This is a genomic window from Corallococcus exiguus (assembly GCF_009909105.1).
In the GTDB taxonomy this organism is placed as follows: Bacteria; Myxococcota; Myxococcia; order Myxococcales; family Myxococcaceae; genus Corallococcus; species Corallococcus exiguus.
In genome coordinates this window covers 92,301-107,755 of sequence record NZ_JAAAPK010000014.1, presented here as the reverse complement: position 1 = coordinate 107,755, position 15,455 = coordinate 92,301, and the positions used below count along the sequence as shown (strand labels likewise).

General features: G+C 69.6%; 13 protein-coding genes. 11 read left to right on the top strand and 2 right to left on the bottom strand.

The genetic code is table 11. The features are described 5' to 3' along the window. Position 1: 1 nt before the first annotated feature. From GTZ93_RS37435 to GTZ93_RS37425, 3 genes are all read left to right on the top strand, one after another. Positions 2-1,591 (top strand): glycoside hydrolase family 57 protein, encoded by a 1,590-nt coding sequence (locus tag GTZ93_RS37435; RefSeq protein WP_139922894.1) that lies wholly within the window; start codon positions 2-4, stop codon positions 1,589-1,591. Positions 1,592-1,693: 102 nt separating this feature from the next. Further along, a complete protein-coding gene (locus GTZ93_RS37430; protein WP_139922896.1) occupies positions 1,694-3,199 on the top strand; it encodes a trypsin-like peptidase domain-containing protein in 1,506 nt (501 codons plus the stop codon). Positions 3,200-3,206: 7 nt separating this feature from the next. Further along, positions 3,207-3,800 (top strand): SGNH/GDSL hydrolase family protein, encoded by a 594-nt coding sequence (locus GTZ93_RS37425; protein WP_161663295.1) that lies wholly within the window; start codon positions 3,207-3,209, stop codon positions 3,798-3,800. 30 nt (positions 3,801-3,830) lie between these two features. Here GTZ93_RS37425 and GTZ93_RS37420 read toward each other — a convergent pair whose 3' ends face one another. After that, positions 3,831-5,756 (bottom strand): GGDEF domain-containing protein, encoded by a 1,926-nt coding sequence (locus GTZ93_RS37420; RefSeq protein ID WP_139923852.1) that lies wholly within the window; start codon positions 5,754-5,756, stop codon positions 3,831-3,833. 216 nt (positions 5,757-5,972) lie between these two features. Between GTZ93_RS37420 and pgeF the strand changes: the two genes are divergently transcribed. From pgeF to GTZ93_RS37380, 8 genes are all read left to right on the top strand, one after another. Then, on the top strand, positions 5,973-6,731 hold the full coding sequence (pgeF, locus tag GTZ93_RS37415) for a peptidoglycan editing factor PgeF (protein ID WP_121756027.1): 759 nt from the start codon (positions 5,973-5,975) through the stop codon (positions 6,729-6,731). 82 nt (positions 6,732-6,813) lie between these two features. After that, positions 6,814-7,698 (top strand): tetratricopeptide repeat protein, encoded by an 885-nt coding sequence (locus tag GTZ93_RS37410; RefSeq protein WP_161663294.1) that lies wholly within the window; start codon positions 6,814-6,816, stop codon positions 7,696-7,698. A 27-nt stretch (positions 7,699-7,725) separates the two neighbouring features. Beyond that, positions 7,726-8,940, top strand: a complete 1,215-nt coding sequence (locus GTZ93_RS37405; protein ID WP_120575581.1) for a LysM peptidoglycan-binding domain-containing protein — start codon at positions 7,726-7,728, stop codon at positions 8,938-8,940. A gap of 140 nt (positions 8,941-9,080) precedes the next feature. Beyond that, positions 9,081-10,211 (top strand): DNA-processing protein DprA, encoded by a 1,131-nt coding sequence (locus GTZ93_RS37400; protein ID WP_161663293.1) that lies wholly within the window; start codon positions 9,081-9,083, stop codon positions 10,209-10,211. 23 nt (positions 10,212-10,234) lie between these two features. Next, positions 10,235-12,832, top strand: coding sequence for a type I DNA topoisomerase (gene topA, locus GTZ93_RS37395; RefSeq protein ID WP_139920112.1), 2,598 nt, complete (start codon positions 10,235-10,237; stop codon positions 12,830-12,832). A 175-nt stretch (positions 12,833-13,007) separates the two neighbouring features. Then, the gene (locus tag GTZ93_RS37390; protein ID WP_370457310.1) at positions 13,008-13,751 is read left to right on the top strand and encodes a MotA/TolQ/ExbB proton channel family protein; all 744 of its coding nucleotides are present in this window, start codon (positions 13,008-13,010) and stop codon (positions 13,749-13,751) included. Between the two features lie 25 nt (positions 13,752-13,776). Further along, entirely contained in the window at positions 13,777-14,301 is a 525-nt protein-coding gene (locus GTZ93_RS37385; RefSeq protein WP_121753100.1) for an ExbD/TolR family protein, read from the top strand. Positions 14,302-14,303: 2 nt separating this feature from the next. Continuing rightward, positions 14,304-14,882 (top strand): ExbD/TolR family protein, encoded by a 579-nt coding sequence (locus GTZ93_RS37380; RefSeq protein ID WP_120575586.1) that lies wholly within the window; start codon positions 14,304-14,306, stop codon positions 14,880-14,882. 62 nt (positions 14,883-14,944) lie between these two features. Here GTZ93_RS37380 and GTZ93_RS37375 read toward each other — a convergent pair whose 3' ends face one another. Beyond that, positions 14,945-15,337, bottom strand: a complete 393-nt coding sequence (locus tag GTZ93_RS37375) for a TraR/DksA family transcriptional regulator (protein ID WP_139920114.1) — start codon at positions 15,335-15,337, stop codon at positions 14,945-14,947. Between the last annotated feature and the right edge of the window lie 118 nt (positions 15,338-15,455).

Sequence of the window (15,455 nt, the reverse complement as noted above, 5' to 3'; positions counted from 1 at the left end):
TATGAGCCTGGGCTCCCTCGCGCTGGTCCTTCACGCGCACCTGCCGTTCGTTCGCCACCCCGAGTACGAAGACTTCCTCGAGGAGGACTGGCTCTACGAAGCCATCTCCGAGACGTACCTGCCGCTCTTGCGCGTGTTCGACAGACTGGTCGAGGACCACGTCCCCTTCCGGGTGACGATGACGCTCTCGCCCACGCTCGTGTCGATGCTCAACGACGACCTGCTGCGGGAGCGCTACGCCCGGCGGCTGGATTCGCTCTGCGAGCTGGGCGCCCGCGAGGTTCACCGCACCCGGGACGACCCCACCTTCCACCCGCTGGCCGTCTTCCACCGCGACCACTTCGAATCGCTGCGGCTCGCGTACCACAACCACTACCGGCGCGACCTGGTGGCCGCGTTCCGCAGGCTCCAGGACTCCGGCCACCTGGACATCCTCACCTGCAACGCGACCCACGGCTTCCTGCCGCTCATGCAGCAGACGCCGGAAGCAGTTCGCGCGCAGGTGACGGTGGCGGCGAACCACTACCGCCAGAACTTCGGCCGAGACCCCGCCGGCATCTGGCTGGCCGAGTGCGGCTACTACCCGGGCCTGGAGCGCATCCTCTCCGCCGAGCGCATCCGCTACTTCTTCGCGGACACGCACGCGCTCACGGACGCCACGCCCCGCCCGCTGCACGGCCCGTACGCGCCCATCTTCACCGAGCCCGGCGTGGCCGCCTTCGCGCGCGACCCGGAGAGCAGCCAGCAGGTCTGGAGCACCGAGCACGGCTACCCCGGCGACCCCGTCTACCGCGAGTTCTACCGGGACATCGGCTGGGACCTGGACCTGGACTACGTCCGGCCCTTCATCCAGCCCACCGGCGACCGCAAGAACACCGGCTTCAAGTACTTCCGCATCACCGGCAAGACGAACGACAAGCAGCCCTACGACCCGGCCGCAGCTCGCGAGCGCGCCTGGGTCCACGCGGGCAACTTCCTCTTCAACCGCGAGCGCCAGTTCGAATACCTCGCGTCGCGCATGGGCGGCCGCAAGCCCGTGGTCGTCGCGCCCTATGACGCGGAGCTCTTCGGCCACTGGTGGTTCGAGGGTCCCCACTTCATCGACGCCCTCATCCGCCAGGCCGCGCGCAACCCCAGCCGCTTCCAACTCATCAGCCCGCTGGACGACCTGCGCGAGCACCCTGAGAACCAGGTGGCCACGCCGCCCCTGTCGTCCTGGGGCGCGGGCGGCTACGCGAACATGTGGCTGGATGGGACCAACGACTGGATCTACCGGCACCTGAACCACGCCGCGCGGCAGATGGTGGAGCTGGCCCGGGACTTCCCGGACGCGTCGTCCCTCATGCGCCGGGCGCTGAACCAGGCCGCTCGCGAGCTGCTGCTGGCGCAGGCCTCCGACTGGGCCTTCATCATGAAGACCGGCACCATGGTGGACTACGCCGTGCGCCGCACGAAGGAGCACCTGCAGCGCTTCCTGCGCCTGCACGACCAGGTGCGCGCCGGAACCATCGACGAGTCCTGGCTGTCCCACGTCGAAGGACGCAACAACCTGTTCCCCGAGCTGGATTACCGCGTCTACCGGCCCGGTTGAGCGGCTCGGGAACAGGCGGCCGGGTTGGGGGTTCACCTTCCGTCACCGGACACGGTCGTTCCGGTTGCGGGGCTTCGTTTCCGCTTTAGGTTGAGGAAATCCATGACCCACACGCTCCCTTCGTCCCGTCGCAAGCTCGTGGCCGCCGTGCTGGTGTTGGCGTCGCCCACGCTCGCCCTCGCGCAGGCTCCCGCACCCCAGCAGCCGGCCGCGCCCAAGACGCAGCAGGCGGCCTCCGGTCAGGCCGGCAACCTCCAGCCCGCCACGCGTGAGGCCCAGTCGCTGGCCTCGCTGGCGCCCCTGGTGGAGTCGGTGAAGTCCGCCGTGGTGAACGTGGACGTGCAGGCCCGTCCGGAAGTGCCGGAAGGCATGGAGGACAACCCGCTCTTCGACCGCTTCTTCGGAGGCAACGGGCGGGGCCGCGGCGGCGGACGCAGCGAGCGCGAGCAGATCCGCCAGGGCGCCGGGTCCGGCTTCATCATCGACCCCAAGGGCCTGGTGCTCACCAACAACCACGTCATCGAGGACGCGGTCACCATCACCATCCGCCTGGACGACGGCCGTTCGTTCTCGGGCGAGGTGGTGGGCCGCGACCCGCTCACCGACGTGGCCGTGGTGAAGATCAAGGAGAAGGTGGATCAGCTCCCCACCGTGAAGCTGGGGGACTCCGACGCCGTGCGCGTGGGTGACTGGGTGCTGGCCATCGGCAACCCGTTCGGTCTGGCCTCCAGTGTGAGCGTGGGCATCCTGTCCGCTCGTGCCCGGGAGATTGGCGCCAGCGTGTACGACGACTTCCTGCAGACGGACGCGGCCATCAACCCTGGCAACTCCGGTGGCCCGCTCTTCAACATGAAGGGCGAGGTGGTGGGCATCAACACCGCCATCGTCGGCGGCGGCACGGGCATCGGCTTCTCCGTGCCCAGCAACCTCATCAAGGCGCTGCTGCCTCAGCTGGAGAAGGAGGGCGCCGTCACGCGCGGCTGGCTGGGCGTGGGCATCCAGCCCCTCACGCGCGAGCTGGGCCAGGCGCTGAAGCTGTCGGTGAGCGAGGGCGCCATCCTCACGCAGATCACCCCCGACTCCCCGGCGGCGAAGGCCGGGCTCAAGCCGGACGACGTGGTGGTGGCCGTGGACGGCAAGCAGGTGCGCTCCGACAGCGACCTCACCCGTACCGTGGCGCTCAAGAAGCCCAACACCGTCGCGACGCTGTCCCTCTACCGCGACGGCAAGAAGCAGGACGTCAAGGTGACCATGGGCACCCGGCCGGACCTGGAGGGCCTGTCCAAGAAGAAGCCGGGGGCCACCGACGAGCAGGACAGCTCACGCCGCGTGGGCGTGTCCCTGCAGGACCTGGATGCCCGCACGGCGTCCCAGGCGGGCTTCACCGAGCGCGCCGGCGCGCTCATCACCGACATCGTCCCGGGCTCGCCCGCGGACCGCGCGCAGCTGACGCCGGGCATGCTGGTGGTGGAGGCGAACAAGAAGCCCATCGCCAGCGCGAAGGAGCTGGCCGCGGCCATCCGCGCCGCGCCCAAGGGCAGCACGCTGCTCTTGCGCGTGGCCGGCCCTGGCGGCGGACGCCTGCTGCGCGCGCTGACCGTTCCTTGAGCTGGGGATGAGCGTCAACTACGTCTCGTTGGGTGACAGCACGGCGGTGGGGGTGGGGGCGTCGCAGGGCGGGGGATATCCCGACCGGCTCGCCTCCCGCCTCCGCAAGGACGGCCTGCCCGTGGGCCATAGCAACCTGGGGCAGAGCGGTGCGCGTGTGCGCGACATCGTCAACAACGCCCTCAAGCGCGTCATCGCGTTGCAGCCCACGCTCATCACCCTGGGCGTGGGCACCAACGACATCTGGCGCGGCACCGAGGTGGCGGAGTTCCAGGATGACCTGGACCGCATCGCCCGGCGGCTGAAGCAGACCGGCGCGTCCATGGTGGTGGTGAACCTGGCGGACATGGCGCTCGCGCCGGTGGCGAAGATGGTGCCCAGCGCGCTGTATGAAGGGCGCATCGAGCCGTTCAACGAAGCCATCGCCTCCGTGGCCCGCGCGCACGGGCTGCACCTGGTGGACCTCTTCACCGCCAGCCGGGAGATGATCCCCCGGCGCCCGGACTTCTTCTGCTCGGATGGCTTCCACCCGTCCGCGGTGGGCTACGAGGAGTGGGCGGACCTGATGCTCCCCGTGGTCCGCACGCTCGTGCAGCGGTAGCGCCGGGCAGGGCGCCCTGGCGCCCCGCGCTCAGGCCTTCGCGATGCCGGAGGGCGCGGGCGGCGTGGGGGGCGCGTCCGCGGGCGGCGCGCTGATGCTGCGCTCGCGTCCGGGGTGGACCTCCATGCCGGGCTCGAACGCCGTCACCCGGTTGCGGCCCGTGCGCTTGCTGCAATAGAGCGCCGAGTCCGCGCAATCCACCAGCATGTCCTGCGCCGACGCGTCCGTGGGGAAGTGCGAGACGCCGATGGACACCGTGACGTGGCCCCCGGGCAGCCCCGGGCGGCTGAGCGTGACGGAGTCCGCCACCGCGCGGCGCAGCGTCTCCGCCACCTCCACCGCCGTGGCCTTGGACACCTGCGGCAAGAGCAGCACGAACTCCTCGCCGCCGTAGCGCCCCAGCGTGTCCACCTTGCGCGCGCGGGTCCGGAGCACGTCGGAGACCCGGCGCAGCGTCTCGTCTCCGGCGCGGTGTCCGGCCAGGTCGTTGAGCCGCTTGAAGTGGTCCACGTCCACCATCAGCAGCGCCAGCGGCACGCCGAAGCGCTGGGCCCGCGCCAGCTCCAGGTCCAGCCGCTGGAAGAGGTGGCGGCGGTTGGGCACGCCCGTGAGCGCGTCCGTCAGCGTGAGCTTCACCGTCTCCGCGTGCAGGCGCGCGTTCGTCACCGCCGTCGCGGCCTGATCCGCCACCGCGGTGAAGAGTTCGATCTCCTCCGCGGAGATGCTCGCCGTCTCCGGGCGCTGGAAGTTGATGACGCCCAGGAGCGTGTCCGCGTGCACCATGGGCACCGCCAGCAGCGAACCGTGCTCCGAGCCGCCGCGCAGCCCGCGCCGCGCGAAGATGCTGGTGCTGTCCGTCAGGTCCGGCAGGTACACCGCCTTGCGCGTCTGGGCGGCCCGGCCGCACGCGCCCTCGCCCATGGCGAAGGTGTGGCCCTCCAGGCCCCGGCCCTGCGGCCACGCGTGCTTCACCTCCAGCATGCCCTCCTCGTTGAGGAGCATGATGGAGAAGTCCGGGATGTGCAGCCGCTCCACCACCAGGCGGGTGATGCGCGACAGGAGCTCGTCCAGCTCCAGCGTGGTGTTGAGCGAGCGGGCCACGTCGAACAGCAGCGACAGCTCCGTCAGGCGCTCCTCCAGCTCGTCCTTCAGCGCCAGCTTCTCCTTCACCAGCTGCAGGTCGCGGTGCGTGTCGATCTCCTCCACCTTCATGGAGGTGAGCCGCGCGAGCATCTGGTTGAAGGCCGCGCCCAGCCGGGAAATCTCGTCCGTGCTCCGGGCCTCCGCGCGCACCAGCAGGTCGCCGTCGGCCGCGCGGCCCATGGCCTCGCTCAGCCGCTTGAGCGGCGCGGTGAGCACGAAGCGCAGGGACAGCCACGTGACGAGCCCCAGGATGCCCACGAAGAGCACCATCGCGCCCAGCGCGTCCTGGAACACCGTCTGGAGCTGGCGGGTCAGCGCGGGCTCGCCCATGCGCACCTGAAGCACGCCCATGCGCTGCGCGGCCTCGCCGGTGTGACAGCCGGAGCACTCAGGACCGCCCAGGGGCCGCACCACCTCCGTGCCGTGGTCGCTGGAGCGCGCCGTCTCCGGCCCCGTCGCGGACAGCCGCGCGGCCTCCGGGTGCGGATGGCCCTGCTCGGCCGGCCGCCTGCTCCACCGGATGCGCCCGTCCGGCGTCAGGACCCGCAGGTCCTCCACGGAGCGGAACAGCCGCGTGTCCGACGACAGCACGTCCGCGACCGCGCCATGCGGTGCCGCGCCCGGCGCCTGCGGCAGCGTGAAGGTGGAGGCGACGGCCTCCGCCAACGCGAGCGCCTCCAGGTGCGTGCCTTCACGCACCGCCTGCCGGGCTTCGCGCGAGAAGTGCCCCACGCCCAGGAGCGCCACCACCAACCCGGGCAGCGCGATGCTCCACAAGAGCTTCCTGCCAATCGTCTCGGAACCGAGGGCCATGTGCGGGGCGCAGTGTGCTTCGTGCACTCGCGTTCTGTCCGCGAGTGACGGAGTGTTCAAAATTGTCAGGGGCATGACACGCCCTGTCAAACGTACTGGTGTCGAAATATTGAAATGGGGGTGTTGTTCCTCGGCATGTTCCTGTTTTCACGGGCTGTACCCGTGGCACGGTGGCGGTAGTCCCGAAGACCGCGTCCGGAAAGAGGAGTTCCGCCCATGACCCCGACCGTGTTCCTCACCTCCGCGCTGCTGCCGGTGCCCCACGGCTTCGCCACGCGCGCGGGTGGGGTGTCCGAGGGGCCCTACGCGTCCCTCAACCTGGGCTTCTCCGTGGGCGACGAGCGTCCCCACGTGGAGGAGAACCACCGCCGGCTGGCCCAGGCCGCGGGCGCGCGTCTGGGCTCGCTCTGCCGGGTGTCGCAGGTGCACGGCGACACGGTGCTGGAGGCTCGCGGCGAAGCCGACGACGTGCTGCGCCCCACGCTGGGTGAGGCGGACGCGCTGTGGACGGAAGGGGAGGGCAGCTGGGTGGCGGTGGGCACCGCGGACTGCGTGCCGGTGCTGATCGTGGATCCGCGAGCCCGGCGCGTGGCGGCGGTGCACTCCGGATGGAAGGGCACGGACCTGGAGATCAGCGCCCGCACGGTGGAGGCGCTGGTGGCCCGGGGCAGCCGGCCGGAGGACCTGCTCGCGGCGGTGGGCCCCTGCATCCAGGCGTGCTGCTACGAGGTCTCCCCGGAGCTGGGCGACCGCTTCCGCGCACGCTTTGGTCCGGACGTCGTCCGCGCGGGAGCCAGGCCGCACCTGGATCTTCCACTCGCGGTGAAGTCGTCCCTCACAAAGGCGGGCCTGAAGCCGGAGCAGGTGGACGTGCTACAGGCCTGTACGGCGTGTGATCCAGAGCGGTTCTTCTCCCACCGCCGGGACGCGGGGCGCACAGGGCGGCACCTCAACTTCGTGCTGCACCGCTTCTAGCAGAGGCCCGCCGGGGTCGTTTTCTTGACGGTCTCCGACCGGCCTTCCTATCCTCGACCTGGAATTCCCTCCGTCCAGGCTCGTGCCGGTGCGTCCCTTCCTCTTCCGCCTGTTTGCCGCCGTCGCGCTGTCCGCGCCGACCGCCTGTGCCACCACCGCTGCTTCGCAGACGGAAGTGGGCCGGCTGGAGGCTGAGGTGCGCACGCTGCGCGCGGCCCAGTCGTCGCTGATCGAGCGCCTGGAGCGGCTGGAGAACCGCGACGCCGTCTCGCGCGCCCGCGCCGCCGCCCCGGCCCCCGCCGCGTCGTCCCCGAAGGCCCCCGCGAGCGCGAAGCCGGAGGCCGCCTCGCCGGAAGTAGGCGAGCCGCTGGGTCTGGCGCCGGCGGAGCTGACGGTGGTCCGGCTCAAGCCGAAGAAGGAACCCGCGCCGCGCATCAACACGGCGGTGGCGGTGATGGAGCCGGACACCGACCAGATGGAGATGTTCATCTCCCCGGTGGAGGGCTCGTCGGGGACGGGCTCGGTCAGCCTGGGAGGCTCGATGGCCTCCACCACGGCCACCCGCATGGAGCCGCCGGAGAAGGATCCGGACATCCTCGACGCCGAGTACGAGCGCGCGGTGGCCATGCTGCGCACCGGCAACGTGGAAGGCGGCGTGGAGACGCTCACGCGCTTCGCGGCGGAGAACCCGCGCCACCCTCGCGCCGACAACGCCCTGTACTTCAGCGGCCTGGGCCAGATGGGGCTCAAGGACGCGACCGGCGCGGCCAAGACGTTCGAGAAGCTCATCAAGAACTACCCCGCCGGGGATGCCGTCCAGGACGGCATGCTCCGGCTCGCGGAGTGCCGGGTGCGGCTGAACCAGGCCGTGGATGCCCGAGCCCTCTATACCCGCGTCGTCACCCAGTTCCCGGGGACGGCCGCCGCCACGCAGGCGGAGCAGCGGCTCGCCGCGCTCTCGCCGTAAGCCCTTTTTGTGAAAGGAAGTCGTCCGATGCGCTCCCGGATCCTCGCCTCCCTGCTCGTGCCCCTCACCGTCGCGCCGGCATGGACGGCTTTCGCCCAGGACGCGCAGGAGGATGAATCCCAGTCGTCCTCCGAGACGGAAGGGCAGGACATCTCCGACGACGTGGAGCAGCGCCCCACCTCCGTCACGCTCCCGCCCGGCGCCGCGCAGGGCCGTGAGAGCGCGCCCGGTCAGGTGCACACGGTGGAGACGGGCGACACGCTGTGGGACCTGTCCCAGCGCTACCTGGGCAGCCCCTGGTACTGGCCCAAGGTCTGGTCCTACAACCCGCAGATCGCCAACCCGCACTGGATCTACCCGGGCAACAACGTGAAGTTCTTCCCCGGCGGCGAGGAGGTGCCCTCGCGCGTGGAGGCCGGTGACCTGCCCTCCGACGACGTGGCGGCGCCCACGGACGTGAGCGGCGGCCGCCTGGTGTCGGTGGTAGGGAAGATCGGCTTCGACCCGTCCGCTTCCAGCCCGGTGACGACCAAGGGCTTCGTGACGACGCGCGAGCTGGACGAGGCGGGCCGCATCGAGGGCTCGACCTCCGAGGCGCTGATGCTCTCCGCCCCGGAGAAGGTCTACCTGCGCTTCAAGAAGCGCGGGTCCGCCAAGATTGGCGACCGCTACGTCATCTTCCACACCGTGGAAGAGGTGAAGCACCCGGTGTCCAACGCGCGCACGGGCTACCTCACGGAGCTCCTGGGCACGGTGCAGGTCGTCTCCATCAACAACGACGTGGTCACCGCGCGCATCATGGAGACGTGGGACCCCATCGCCCGTGGCGACCTGGTGGGCCCCTCCAGCGAGAAGCTGTCGGAGCGCATCGCCCCCAAGCCCAACAGCAAGGAGATCCCCGGCTTCGTGCTCACGCCGATGACGCCGGGCCAGACGCTGCTGGGCGAGCACAACTTCATCGTCGTGGACCGCGGCACCGCGGACGGCGTCCAGGTGGGCAACACGTTCACCATCGAGCGCCGCGGCGACCCCAGCAAGGACGTGCTCGGCCGCAGCGACTACAAGATGGGCGACGCGGGCAAGGAGCAGAAGGCCTACCCCTGGGAGGCCGTGGCCCAGTGCATGGTCACCGAAGTGCGTGAGCGCACCTCCAACTGCCTGATGACCCGGTCCATGGTGGAGATCTCCGCCGGCGACCGCGCCACCATGCGCAAGGACGGAACGCCCACCGCCAGCCGCTGACCCAAGCCGGCGATCGGCAGGAATGCTGCATTCCGACCCGCCCGGGAAGGGCGGGTCGCTTGACCCTCGAAGAACCGGTGTTATGTGTCACGCCCCTCCCGGGACCACCTCTATATAGGTGGGAAACAGGCGGGGACGGCATGGCGGACACAAACACGGATACGCACCTACACTGGGACGAGCAGCGCGCCACCCTGGCGCTCTGGGCCATTGCTGGCCTGGGGCCCCGGACGTTGGACGCTGTGCGCGCGTTCGCCGGTGGGGCGCTGTCCCGGCTCGCGTCCACGCCCGTGCGGGACTGGGTGGCGGACGTGCCGGTGCCCGCGACCGTCCGCCAGCGGCTGGCCGCCGTCGCATCGCTGGACGCCCTGGCGTCCCGGACGGAAGAGGCCTGTGCCCGGACGGGGCTCCAGGTGGCCTTCGCGGGCTCGCCAGCCTATCCCGCCCGGATGGTGGGGCTGGAGGACGCGCCCCCGCTGCTGTTCTTCCTGGGCAACCCGGGGCCGCCCCGCCGCAGGCTGGCGATGGTGGGCAGCCGCCATCCGGATCAGGGCTTCCTGCCGTTCGCGCGCTCCTTCGCCCGGAAGGTGGCGGAGGCCGGGGTGGGGGTGGTGTCGGGCGCGGCGGAGGGCGTGGACCGGGCCTGCCACTGGGGCGCGCTGGATGTGGGGGCGGAGACGTGGGCCTTCCTGGGCTCCGCGCTGGACGCGTTGGACCCCGCCCAGGCCCGGATGCTGCCCCACTTCCTCGAGCGGGGAGGGGTGTACTTCAGCGAGCTGCCGCCGGGAGTCCGAGCGAGCACGACGACCTTCCCCCGGCGCAACCGGCTCATCGCTGGCGCGTCGGATGCGGTGCTGGTGATGCGGGCGGGGGAGGGTTCCGGGGCCCTGTACACGGCGGAGGCGGCGCGGGTGCAGGGCCGGCCGGTGTTCGCCCTGCCCGGGGACGTCTGGCAGCCGGCCGCGGCGGGCTGCAACGCCCTGCTGGCGGACGGGCTGGCCCGCGCATGTACGTCCGCGGAATCGATTTGTGCGGTGGTGGGCGTTCACCCGGTCCGCGCGGTGCCTGCGGGGCGGGACAGTGGGTGGTGGGAGGCGCTGTCGGCGGAAGCGCGCGGGGCCTATGGGCTGTTGGACCGGGCTCCCCGTTCGTTCGACGAGGTGCTCGCCGCAAGCCCGCTGTCGCCCGCGGCGCTCACGAGCGCCCTGGTGGAGTTGGAATTGTCGGGGCTGGTGGTCCAGCACCCGGGTAAACGGTACGAGAAGGTCTAGAGGCAGTTCGAGGTAGGAGAGCCATGGCCACGCGGAAGAAGACACAGGCGGCGCAGACGGAGGCGGCGGCGGAGGAGGAGACGCCCAAGAAGGCGGCTGCGAAGAAGCCGGCGGCCAAGAAGGCCGCCAAGAAGAAGACGGCGGCGAAGAAGACGACCGCCAAGAAGAAGACGGCGGCCCGTCGCCGTGGCGCGGACGCCGAAGAGCTTCCCACCGTGGACGCGGACGCGGACGCCGAAGAGGAAGTGCCCGAGCGTCGTGGCAAGGGCCCGCACTACCTGGTGGTGGTGGAGTCGCCCGCCAAGGCCAAGACCATCAAGAAGTACCTGGGCTCCGGCTACACGGTGAAGGCCTCCGTGGGGCACGTGAAGGACCTGCCCAAGAGCAAGATTGGCGTCGACGTGGAGGACGACTTCAAGCCCGAGTACACGGTCATCAAGGGCAAGGAGAAGGTCCTCAACGAGCTGAAGAAGATGGCCAAGACGGTGGATCGCGTCTTCCTGGCGACGGACCCCGACCGCGAGGGAGAGGCCATCGCCTGGCACATCAAGGAGGAGCTGGGCCACCCGGACTCCCTGCGGGTGACCTTCAACGAGATCACCAAGCGCGCCGTGCAGGACGCCATCGCGCAGCCGCGCCAGCTCAACCAGGACAACTACGACTCGCAGCAGACCCGCCGCATCCTGGACCGGCTCGTCGGCTATCAAATCTCGCCGCTGCTCTGGAAGAAGATCCGCCGGGGCCTGTCCGCCGGCCGCGTGCAGTCCGTGGCGGTGCGCCTCATCGTCGAGCGCGAGGCGGAGATCAAGGCGTTCCAGCCCGAGGAGTACTGGACGCTGGACGCGCTGGTGCAGGGCCCGCAGGGGCCGCCGCCCTTCAAGGCGAAGCTGTCCCGCGTGGACGGCAAGAAGGTGGAGCTGAAGGACCGCGCCACCACGGACGGGCTCGTCGCGGAGCTGAAGGACGTGCCCTTCACCGTGGCGAAGGTGGACCGCAAGGAGCGGCGCCGCAACGCGCCCGCGCCCTTCATCACCTCCAAGCTCCAGCAGGAGGCGGCGAACCGGCTGCACTTCACCGCCAAGAAGACGATGACGCTGGCGCAGAAGCTGTACGAAGGCGTGCCGCTGGGTGAGGAGGGCCAGACGGCGCTCATCACGTACATGCGTACGGACTCCACGCGTCTGTCCGACGACGCCGTGACGCAGGTGCGCGAGTTCATTGGCCAGAAGTACGGCGCGGACTACCTGCCGCCGGAGCCCATGGTCTACAAGAGCCGCAAGAGCGCCCAGGACGCGCACGAGGCCATCCGGCCCACGTCCCTGGAGTACCCGCCCGAGCGCGTGCGTCCCTTCTTCGACGCCATGGACGAGCTGGACATGTTCCGGCTCTACGAGCTCATCTGGAACCGCTTCGTCGCGTGCCAGATGAAGCCCGCCGTGTATGACCAGACGGCCGCGGACATCACCGCGGGCCGCGCCACCTTCCGCGCGTCCGGCAGCACCCTGAAGTTCCCCGGCTACCTGGGCGTCTACGGCGCCGGCCTCACGCCGGAAGAGGAGTCCGAGCGCGACAAGGCCAAGGCCGCCGGTGAAGAGGGCGCCGAGGACGTGGTGGGCGAGCTGCCCCCGCTCAACGAGGGCGAGGTCCTCTCGCTGGACAAGCTGCTCAACGAACAGCACTTCACCCAGCCGCCTCCGCGCTTCAGTGAAGCGACGCTGGTGAAGGAGCTGGAGGAGCGCGGCATCGGGCGTCCGTCCACGTACGCGGCCATCCTCTCCAACATCCAGGACAAGAAGTACGTGGAGAAGCTGGAGAGCCGCTTCCGTCCCACGGACCTGGGCCAGATGACCAACGAGCTCCTGGTGAAGCACTTCCCCCATGAGCTGGACGTGTCGTTCACGGCCAGCATGGAGGAGAAGCTGGACCAGATCTCCGACGGCGGCGCGTCCTGGAAGACGGTGCTGCACGACTTCTACGGCCCCTTCAAGGAGACGCTGGAGAAGGCCGAAGCGGAGATGCGCGACGTCAAGCGCGAGGAGATCAAGACCGACATCGCCTGCGAGAAGTGCGGCAACCCGTTCGTCATCAAGTTCGGGAAGATGGGCCACTTCCTCGCCTGCTCGAACTACCCCGACTGCAAGAACACCAAGGACTTCAAGCGGGACGCCGAGGGCAAGATCGTCATCGTGGAGGAGGAGACCACGGACGAGAAGTGCGAGAAGTGCGGCAAGCCCATGGTGATCAAACGCGGCCGGTTCGGGCGCTTCATGGCGTGCTCGGGCTACCCGGACTGCAAGACGTCCAAGCCCATCTCCATTGGCGTCAACTGCCCGGAGTGCAAGGTGGGTTACCTCACCGAGCGCCGCAGCGGCCGCGGGAAGATCTTCTTCGGCTGCAACCGGTATCCGGAGTGCAAGTTCGCCGCGTGGGACCGGCCGCTGGCGGAAGCCTGCCCGCAGTGCGCGTCGCCCTACCTACTGCAGAAGTTCTCCAAGCGGGACGGCGCCTACATCGCCTGCCCGAACAAGGAATGCGACTACCGCCGCGAAGTGGTGGAGCCAGCCATTCCGGGGGCTTCCACGGAGGCTGCGCCTGCTCCCACGCCCACCGTGGAAGCCTGAGCGCAAAAGCCCAGTCATTCCAGGGGGGTAGGCTCTGCCCCCTGGCTTGACACCCTCGCAGGCGAAGTCCTAGAAGTCCGGATTGCTCCCGGCCCACCAGCATGCCTCCTGCCCGTTTCGCGGCAGGAGTGCGCGCGGGGGCAGCGAAAGGACGCCGTCCGCGATGATTCCCTCCATGAATGAGTTGCTGCGTGTGGTGGTGGCCGAGGCCGCTCCCGCCGCGGCGGGCCATGCCTCTTCGGGAGGCCTGGGGGACTTCATCGTTGGTGCGTTCAAGGCCGGCGGCCCGTTCATGTTCGTGAACCTGTTCTGGCTGGCCGCCTCGCTGGCCGTGATTGGCGAGCGCGCGGTGACGCTGCTCTTCCGCTACCGCCTCAACGCGACGGCGTTCATCGAGCAGGTCCACAAGATGGTCCGCAGCGGCAACCTGGACCGCGCGGTGAAGTTCTGCGGCATGGCGCCGCGCTCGCCCCTGGCCCGCGTCATCCGCGCGGGGCTCATCAACGCGAACCGGGGTGAGCTGGAAGTGGCCAAGGCGGTGGAGGAGGCGCTGGCGGAGTACACGCCGCACGTGTCGCGCCGGGTGCAGTGGCTTTGGTCGCTCGCGAACATCGCGACGCTGGTGGGCCTGGTCGGCACCATCGTGGGCCTCATCGGCACCTTCCGCGCGCTGGGCAACGTGCCAGCGGAGCAGAAGCAGGCGCTGCTCTCCAACGGCATCTCGGAGGCCATGTACAACACGGGCTTCGGGCTCTCCATCGCGGTGCTCTGCATCGTGTCGCACCTGTTCTTCAGCAACTACTCCAAGAACATGGTGGAGCTGGTGGAGCTCAACGCGCTGAAGCTGGAGAACCTCCTGTCGCGCCGGGGCTCGCTGGAAGTCATCCCTTCGGACTCCGACGTCCGCGCCGCGTCTTGAGCCGCCGAAAGGCACCGGACACGCCATGGCGTTCCACTACTCGCGCCGAAAGCTGAAGCCGAGGGAAGAGGAGGAGGCGGGCGAGCTGAACATCGTCCCGTACCTCGACATCCTCATGAACCTCATCATCTTCATGCTGCTGTCGATTACCGGCCTCACCGCCTTTGGCGCGCTCAACGTGAACGCGCCCAGCTACGGCGCCACCGCGGGGGCGGGAGGGGACGCGGACGCGCCCAAGCTGAACCTGTCCGTGCTCATCTCCCAGAAGGGCCTCTTCATCCGAGGCGACAGCCCGGACGCCGCGCCCGCGGAGGGTGGGGCGCCCTCGGTGCCGCTGCGCGCGGATGGCACGCACGACTTCGCCGCGTTGAACGCGCGGATGGTGAAGCTCAAGGCCGCCTTCCCGAAGGAGACGAAGGTCATCGTCGCGGCGGATCCGGACATCCCCTACGACGCGCTGATCCAGACGATGGACGCCCTGCGTGAGACGACGGGCACCGTCGCCGAGCGCAAGCTGCTCTTCCCCGACGTCACCCTGGGCGTCCTCTAGCCATGTCCGAGACCGCGCCCCTGTCCGCCGAAGAAGCCGACCAGCTCGCGCGCATGCGCTACCGCCGGGCCCTCGCGCGCAAGAAGCGCAAGGAGCGCGAGGCCGCCAGCGAGGTGAAGGAGCTCAACATCACCGCGATGATGGACATGATGACCATCATCCTGGTGTTCCTCCTGAAGTCCTTCGCGTCGTCCTCCGCGGCCATCACCGCGTCCGAGGACGTGCGGCCGCCGGTGTCCTCCACGCGCGCCACGCCCAAGGACACGGTGGCCATCACCATCACCCCCAAGAACATCATGGTGGGGGACAAAGAGGTGGTGCGGCTGGAGAACGGCCGCATCCCGGCGAACCAGCTCCAGGGTGAGCGCCTGGTGCTCGGGTTGGACGCGCAGCTGAAGAAGGAAGTGCAGAAGCTCAAGTACATCGAGGAGCGCAACCCGGCGGCGCCCTTCACGCACGAGCTGTCGGTCATCGCGGACAAGATGGTCCCGTATGACCTGCTGCTCACGGTGCTCTACACGGCGGGCGTGAACGAGCTGCAGAACTACCGCTTCATCGTGCTCCAGCGCGACGCGGAGTAGCCGCCGGACACTCGACTCCCCCGCGCGGGATGGACGCACGGGGGAGCGCTCGGACGGCTTCGCTAGAGGGACAGGCTGCCCACGTGGCGCGCGGCCTCCCGCGTCTCCTGCTCGTGCAGGGCGGCGTCTTCCTCACAGCGGATGGCGAAGGGCATGGCCTCCAGCCGGTCCAACGAGATTTCGTTGCCGCAGTCCACGCACTCGCCGAACACGTCGTTCTCCATGCGGCTCAACGCGGCGTCGATGAGCATGATCTCCCGGCGCTGCGCTTCGATGAGCGTGGAGAGCGTGTAGTCCGCCAGCTCCGCTTGCGCCTGTTCCTCGTACTCGGGATCGCGCTCCTGATCCTTCAGGGCGGCCAGCTCCCGGCGGGCCCCCGCCTGGGCGGTCTCGGTCGTCCTGCGACGCTCCTGCAACAGGCCCCGGATCTTCAACAAGTCGTTGGCTCGGCTCATGGCTGCGTCACTCCCATCCCAGATTCGAGGTTGTAGGGCGCTCGCTCGGACGCTTCCCGTCCCGAGCGAAGACCGCGAGAAACCTAGGGTTGGATCCCAGGTGGGGAAACCTCACCTC

What these genes read in the sequence shown, in the direction of transcription:
- GTZ93_RS37435 (WP_139922894.1), top strand. Translation starts at nt 2, where the DNA reads ATGAGCCTGGGCTCCCTCGCGCTGGTCCTTCACGCGCACCTGCCGTTC.
- GTZ93_RS37430 (WP_139922896.1), top strand. Translation starts at nt 1,694, where the DNA reads ATGACCCACACGCTCCCTTCGTCCCGTCGCAAGCTCGTGGCCGCCGTG.
- GTZ93_RS37425 (WP_161663295.1), top strand. Translation starts at nt 3,207, where the DNA reads ATGAGCGTCAACTACGTCTCGTTGGGTGACAGCACGGCGGTGGGGGTG.
- GTZ93_RS37420 (WP_139923852.1), bottom strand. Translation starts at nt 5,756, where the DNA reads ATGGCCCTCGGTTCCGAGACGATTGGCAGGAAGCTCTTGTGGAGCATC.
- pgeF (WP_121756027.1), top strand. Translation starts at nt 5,973, where the DNA reads ATGACCCCGACCGTGTTCCTCACCTCCGCGCTGCTGCCGGTGCCCCAC.
- GTZ93_RS37405 (WP_120575581.1), top strand. Translation starts at nt 7,726, where the DNA reads ATGCGCTCCCGGATCCTCGCCTCCCTGCTCGTGCCCCTCACCGTCGCG.
- GTZ93_RS37400 (WP_161663293.1), top strand. Translation starts at nt 9,081, where the DNA reads ATGGCGGACACAAACACGGATACGCACCTACACTGGGACGAGCAGCGC.
- topA (WP_139920112.1), top strand. Translation starts at nt 10,235, where the DNA reads ATGGCCACGCGGAAGAAGACACAGGCGGCGCAGACGGAGGCGGCGGCG.
- GTZ93_RS37390 (WP_370457310.1), top strand. Translation starts at nt 13,008, where the DNA reads ATGAATGAGTTGCTGCGTGTGGTGGTGGCCGAGGCCGCTCCCGCCGCG.
- GTZ93_RS37385 (WP_121753100.1), top strand. Translation starts at nt 13,777, where the DNA reads ATGGCGTTCCACTACTCGCGCCGAAAGCTGAAGCCGAGGGAAGAGGAG.
- GTZ93_RS37380 (WP_120575586.1), top strand. Translation starts at nt 14,304, where the DNA reads ATGTCCGAGACCGCGCCCCTGTCCGCCGAAGAAGCCGACCAGCTCGCG.
- GTZ93_RS37375 (WP_139920114.1), bottom strand. Translation starts at nt 15,337, where the DNA reads ATGAGCCGAGCCAACGACTTGTTGAAGATCCGGGGCCTGTTGCAGGAG.